The sequence below is a fragment of the Streptococcus saliviloxodontae genome (assembly GCF_016908655.1).
GTDB lineage: Bacteria > Bacillota > Bacilli > Lactobacillales > Streptococcaceae > Streptococcus > Streptococcus saliviloxodontae.
The window spans coordinates 1-6,376 of record NZ_JAFBEI010000058.1; the positions used below are offsets into that span (position 1 = coordinate 1).

Genomic DNA, 6,376 nt, shown 5'->3' on the forward strand with positions numbered 1-6,376 from the left:
TTATCCTTTGACAAATATCTAAGCCGACTACTTTAGGTCAAAAAAGGTTCTGTCGTTCAGAAAATGAAATGGAGTATCTCATGCGTTTGTCGTGTTTACCGTCACTAAAGCGTAACAAAAAGAGACCAGTAACTCTGTACCGCCCCCAAAAGTTAGATAAAAAACTAACTTTTGAGGCCAGTACACTCCCAGCCTCTCAAATGTTATTAGCCCTACTGTTAGCACAGTATCTATTAGCGTACACCTAGTGCAATTCGTGCATAACGACTCATTTTATCAACAGTCCAAGCAGGTGTCCAAACCAATTTAACTTCTGCTTTAGTCACTTCCTTAACATCTTTCATAGCATCATGGATTTGGTCTGTTAAAAGATCTGCCAAAGGACAACCCATAGTTGTCAAGGTCATATCGATTTCAGTCTCTCCATTTTGTTCAAAACGAATGTCATAAATGAGACCTAGATTGACAATGTCAATCCCTAATTCAGGGTCGATAACTGTTTCTAAAGCTTCCAGGATACGACTTTTGATTGTTTCAACTTCCTGTTCCGTATATCTTTGTTCTGACATAAACGTCTCCTTTGCTGTTAATTTACTACGCCACTATTGAATCAAGTGGAGCCCTAACTTAATCTTTTCTCATTCACTTGATAAGCCCCACTATTACCTAAAAACGTCCAGTGGACGTTTTTAGTCCTCCATAAAGTCTTTCAATTGTTTGCTACGGCTTGGGTGGCGGAGTTTACGGAGGGCTTTGGCTTCAATCTGACGAATACGTTCACGTGTAACGTTAAAGACTTTACCAACATCTTCAAGGGTACGCATTTTTCCGTCATCAAGGCCAAAGCGGAGGCGAAGCACATTCTCTTCACGGTCTGTAAGGGTATCAAGAACCTCGTCCAATTGCTCGCGGAGAACCACACGTGTCGTGTAATCAACTGGATTTTCGATAACTTCATCTTCGATGAAATCCCCCAAGTGACTATCGTCTTCTTCACCGATTGGTGTCTCAAGAGATACTGGTTCTTGAGCAATTTTCAAGATTTCACGAACCTTGTCTGGTGTCATGTCCATACGCTCTGCAATTTGCTCTGGCGTCGGATCTTGACCAAGTTCTTGAAGGAGATTACGTTGCTCACGTACCAATTTATTGATCGTTTCAACCATATGAACAGGGATACGAATGGTACGCGCTTGGTCAGCGATAGCACGTGTAATAGCTTGACGAATCCACCAAGTTGCATAAGTTGAGAATTTGAACCCTTTTGAGTAATCAAATTTATCAACAGCCTTCATCAAGCCCATGTTACCTTCTTGGATAAGATCAAGAAACTGCATACCACGGCCAACGTAACGTTTTGCAATTGAGACAACTAGACGTAAGTTTGCTTCTGCCAAACGTTGCTTGGCTAAAAGATCTCCATTTTCTACCGCGATAGCCAGCTCTTTTTCTTCCTCGTTTGTCAACAGAGGAACGACACCGATTTCTTTCAAATACATACGTACAGGGTCATTAACCTTAGCTGAATTGCTACCTAACAACTCCTCGTCAGTCAATTCTTCTGGCTGTGGTTCTTCGACAACGTAAGTAGTTGAAGGATTTCCATTTTTATCTGTAATTGAGATGCCACCGTCTGTCAGACGTTCTAAAAGGTCATCAATACCATCAGCGTCCAAGACAAAAGGAATCACGAGTTTTTCTGTGATCTCATCATCAACTGCTGTTCCTTCTTTCTTATGGTTACGGATAAAATCAGCAACTTGAACGTTAAAAGCTGTAATTTCTTTTTTCTTTTCTGCCATATTTTCCTCTATTCTAACTTTCTTTTTTGTGCAATTAAGGCTTCTAAGGCAATCAGGGCTGCCTCTTGATCTCCTAGACTTGTCGTCTCACGAACCAGTTTACCTTGCTTTCGAATATCTTGTTGCGCCAACAAACGTTGTCGTTGTTTATCCAACTCTTGAAGCTCTTTTTCTGTCACTTCCTCAGGGAGACGCTCTTCCAAAACAGCATAGTAGGCTGCTTGCGTCCTGTCATCCAAGCCTGCTAACACATAAGAATCCAACTCTCCTTCCTGCTCAAGAACCTTAAAAAGGGTCTGTAACTCAGGTGTCTCGAAGTAAAAGTCGCCACGTAAACGATAATCATTAAAAACATAAGGGTAGTTTAACATCCGATGGAAAAGTTGGTTTTCAGCACGACGCAATGCTGTCATCTGCTTAGCAACAGGCAGTTCAACCGTCACTGTCTGAAGTGCTCCTCCAGTTTCCAACGATTGACTCAGTTGCCCTCTCATCTGCAGGCGTTGATTGTTGACAGCCTGCTCCACTTGAAAGTAATCAAAATCTGGTAATAGATCAGCAACTTTAGTAATATAGGAATTCTGCGCCGTTATTGATGGTGTTTGCGCAATTAAAGTCGCTATCTTGTCCACATAATTAATCTGAGCCTGTAAATTATCGCTGTTTTCAGGCAATAGATAATGCATCAAAAATTCGACACGACTAATCCGTGATTGCTCTAGCAGCTTTTCCAAAGCTTCTGGACCTTTAGCCTGAACAAACTCATCAGGGTCCAACTGATCAGGTAGGCGAACAATATCGACTACAAAATCCGACAATAACTCTAATGATTTGGCGATAGCATGCTGACCCGCAGAGTCACCATCATAGGTAACAATGACCTTTTTAGTCAGTTGCTTCAAGTGGTTTACATGCTCAGGTGTCAGAGCAGTTCCCATAGAAGCGACAGCATTCTCAATACCTGCACGATGAGCAGCTATAACATCTAAAAAGCCTTCCATGAGGTAAACTTCATGAGTCTTTGCCATCACTGGCTTGGCCTTATCAAGATGATACAATTCGTAAGACTTATTAAAAATTGCTGTTGCGCGCGTATTCTTATACTTAGCTTGACCTTGTCTGTCTGAACCAGACGATTGTTGCCAAACCCGTCCTGAAAAACCAATCACACGACCAAATTCATCTCGCAAGGGAAACATAATTCGATTTTGAAAAGCGTCGTAAAAACGATTTGTTTGGTCAGATAGATTAAACAAACCAGAATCCATAAGAACTGACTCTTCATACTTTTGAGACAAACTTCGATAAAGATAATCTGGCTCACCTGGTGCCAAACCGATATCAAAGGCCTCAATAAGCTCATCCGTCAAACCACGACGATACAAATACTGTCGCGCTTCTTCTCCAACCTTGGTCGTTTTTAAAACCGCCTTGTAAAAGCGCTCTGCATCCTGATTGATTGAATATAAAGGCTGATGTGGACTGACTTGAGCCGGATTAGTCTGCCTCGTAGGAAGTTTCAAATCAAGCCCTAGACGCTCTGCCAAAATGCCAGCACTTTCTGCAAAGGTTACCTGCCTATAGTCTTCTAAAAACTTGAAGACATCCCCAGAACGACCACAACCAAAACAATGATAAAATTGTTTATCCTCTAAAACATTAAATGAAGGTGTTTTTTCTTTATGAAACGGGCACAGCCCCAGGTAGTTACGACCTGACTTTGTCAGTGAGACAACTTCTCCAATCACATCAACAATATTCGTTGACTGCTTGATGTCAGCAATAGTCTCTTTATTCAAATACAAGCTATCACCTCCACACAATAAACCTAATTATAGTTTTACATTTAATTATACCATTTTCAACTATGTTAGTAAAACAAAAACATACGAAGCTGGGGCAAAAGTCCATAGCTTCATTTTGTTTCCTTTTTTGATTTTCTAAACATAACATCATTTTAATCATATCATTAAATTGTCAAGCAAATACCTTGCATTCTTAATTTCTTTGGGTTATAATCAATTTGAATTAAATAATTTGAAAGGAAATTCTGATCTAAAATGATTAAAGAATTAAAAGATTTTTTGTTTAAAGGCAATGTCCTTGACCTTGCTGTCGCTGTTGTTATGGGGGCTGCTTTCAACGCTATCATCACATCTCTTGTTGCTGATGTGATCACACCAGCATTCCTTAACCCAGTTCTTAAAGCTGCTAAGGTTGCAAATATTTCAGAACTTGCTTGGAACGGTATCGCTTACGGTAGCTTCCTAAGTGCTGTTATCAATTTCCTTATCGTAGGTACAACTCTCTTCTTCGTTGTCAAAGCTGCTAATAAAGCGATGGCAATCGGTCAAAAAGAAGAGGAAGTTATCGTAGAAGAAGACGCTGCTCCAACACAAGAAGAACTTCTTGCAGAGATCCGCGACTTGCTTGCTAAAAAATAATCTTAATTATACAGAGCAAACGCTCTAAAATTATAAAAACACGGCATAAGGTTAATTGAAATCTTATGTCGTGTTTTTTGTATTATTAACCTAAAAGATACAAAAAAGGAAGTAAAACACTTCCTTTTTTCACTCTTTAATTAGAATTTTTTACGTTTGCGAGCTGCTTCTGATTTACGTTTACGTTTTACAGAAGGTTTTTCGTAGAATTCACGTTTACGTGATTCTTGAAGAGTACCAGCTTTAGTCACAGAACGTTTGAAACGACGAAGTGCGTCATCAAGTGATTCGTTTTTGCGAACTACAGTTTTTGACATGTTTTCACCTCCTCAAGATATTGTAACATTAACACGTTCCTTTTTATTATATAGTAATCTTATCAAGCTGTCAATTGAAAAATCAACTTTTTTAGCTATTAACCTCTGGTTTTTACGCTTCTAACAATAGATGTCAGGATTATGATTTTTTCTATCGTTAACAGATGACGGCTCACTAACTATTTTGCTATAATGCTATTAAAATGAAAGGTAGAACTTAATGACAGAAACAGCTTTTAATTCAGAAACTTATTTAAACTTACAGCGCGATCATATCTTAGAGCGTATCGACCAATTTGGTGGGAAACTTTACCTTGAATTCGGTGGAAAAATGCTCGAAGACTTCCACGCTGCTCGTGTCCTACCTGGGTACGAACCAAACAATAAAATCAAGTTACTTCACGAACTACGTGACCAAGTTGAAATCGTTATCGCTATCAATGCTGATAATATCGAACAAGCAAAATCTCGAGGAGACTTAGGCATTTCATACGATCAAGAAGTTTTCCGTCTCATTGACACTTTCAATGAACTTGATATTTTTGTCGGTTCAGTTGTCATTACACAATACGCTAACCAGCCAGCCGCAGATGCCTTTCGTAAGGAACTTGAAAAAAATGGCATAGCTTCTTACCTTCACTACCCTATCGCAGGTTATCCGACCGCGATTGACCACATCATTTCGCCAGATGGTATGGGGAAAAATGATTACATCAAAACTAGTCGCAACCTTATTGTTGTCACAGCACCGGGACCTGGTTCAGGTAAACTAGCTACTTGCTTGTCTCAACTTTATCATGATCATCAAAATGAGGTCAAATCAGGCTATGCTAAGTTTGAAACATTCCCTGTTTGGAATCTGCCACTCCATCACCCTGTCAACTTAGCTTATGAAGCTGCTACTGCTGATTTGGATGATGTTAACATGATTGACTCTTTCCACTTGGAAACATATGGAAAAACAACGGTAAACTATAACCGTGATATCGAAATCTTCCCTGTTGTATCACGCATGCTAGAGCGTATCTTGGGAGAATCTCCTTACGCTTCTCCGACAGATATGGGGGTCAATATGGTCGGCTTTGCCATTGAAAATGACCAAGCCGCTATCGAGGCATCTAAGCAAGAAATCATCCGTCGCTACTACCAAACTTTGGTGGATTACAAAGAAGATCGCCTTGCTTTGTCAGCAGTGAAGAAAATTGAGCTCTTGATGAATAACCTCTCCATTACGCCACTAGACCGAAAAGTAACGCTAGCTGCCCGCACTAAGGCAGAAGAAACCGGACAAGCTGCCCTTGCTATGGAATTACCAGACGGAACTATCGTCACAGGTAAAACTTCTGAACTCTTTGGTCCATCTGCTGCTGTCATCGTTAACGGGATTAAGGCACTTGCAAACATTGACAAAGAAACGCTTCTCATTGAACCAGAGTATGTTAAGCCTATTCAAAGTCTAAAAATCGACCATCTCGGCAATAAAAACCCTCGTCTACACTCAAGTGAGCTACTAATTGCACTCGCAATTACTGCGATGACCAATCAAGATGCTAAAAAAGCTATGGAAGAGCTGGGCAACCTAAAAGGTTCTGAAGTTCACTCAACTGTCATCCTGCCAGAAGAAGATAAAAATGTCTTCCGTAAACTTGGCATCAATGTCACAGTTGATCCAAACTTCCAACACGAAACACTCTATCGAAAATAATAAAAAGCTTGGATTTGTACTGACCCCAAAAAGTTGGACACTATATTTATTGAAGGGATTTAGTTCTGTATTGCACAGGACTAAGTCCTTTTAGTTTTGCTTTGATTC

At 40.0% G+C, this 6,376-nt stretch carries 6 protein-coding genes; 2 read left to right on the forward strand and 4 right to left on the reverse strand.

Features of this window, described 5'->3' with window-relative positions; genetic code table 11:
- Positions 1–233 precede the first annotated feature (233 nt).
- From JOC31_RS09500 to dnaG, 3 genes are all read right to left on the reverse strand, one after another.
- On the reverse strand, positions 234–569 hold the full coding sequence (locus tag JOC31_RS09500; protein ID WP_205017922.1) for a metal-sulfur cluster assembly factor: 336 nt from the start codon (positions 567–569) through the stop codon (positions 234–236).
- A gap of 120 nt (positions 570–689) precedes the next feature.
- Positions 690–1,802, reverse strand: coding sequence for an RNA polymerase sigma factor RpoD (gene rpoD, locus JOC31_RS09505; RefSeq protein ID WP_205017923.1), 1,113 nt, complete (start codon positions 1,800–1,802; stop codon positions 690–692).
- Between the two features lie 8 nt (positions 1,803–1,810).
- The gene (dnaG, locus tag JOC31_RS09510) at positions 1,811–3,607 is read right to left on the reverse strand and encodes a DNA primase (protein WP_205017924.1); all 1,797 of its coding nucleotides are present in this window, start codon (positions 3,605–3,607) and stop codon (positions 1,811–1,813) included.
- 255 nt (positions 3,608–3,862) lie between these two features.
- On the opposite strand from dnaG, the gene mscL reads away from it, so the two are divergent.
- Complete coding sequence (gene mscL, locus JOC31_RS09515; protein WP_205017925.1) at positions 3,863–4,246, forward strand: large conductance mechanosensitive channel protein MscL; 384 nt, start codon at positions 3,863–3,865, stop codon at positions 4,244–4,246.
- Positions 4,247–4,386: 140 nt separating this feature from the next.
- On the opposite strand, the gene rpsU is transcribed toward mscL, so the two are convergent.
- Positions 4,387–4,563: a 30S ribosomal protein S21 gene (gene rpsU, locus JOC31_RS09520; protein ID WP_000048058.1), complete on the reverse strand. Its 177-nt coding sequence runs from the start codon at positions 4,561–4,563 to the stop codon at positions 4,387–4,389.
- A 220-nt stretch (positions 4,564–4,783) separates the two neighbouring features.
- On the opposite strand from rpsU, the gene JOC31_RS09525 reads away from it, so the two are divergent.
- Positions 4,784–6,268, forward strand: coding sequence for a DUF1846 domain-containing protein (locus JOC31_RS09525; RefSeq protein WP_205017926.1), 1,485 nt, complete (start codon positions 4,784–4,786; stop codon positions 6,266–6,268).
- The last annotated feature ends 108 nt before the right edge of the window (positions 6,269–6,376 follow it).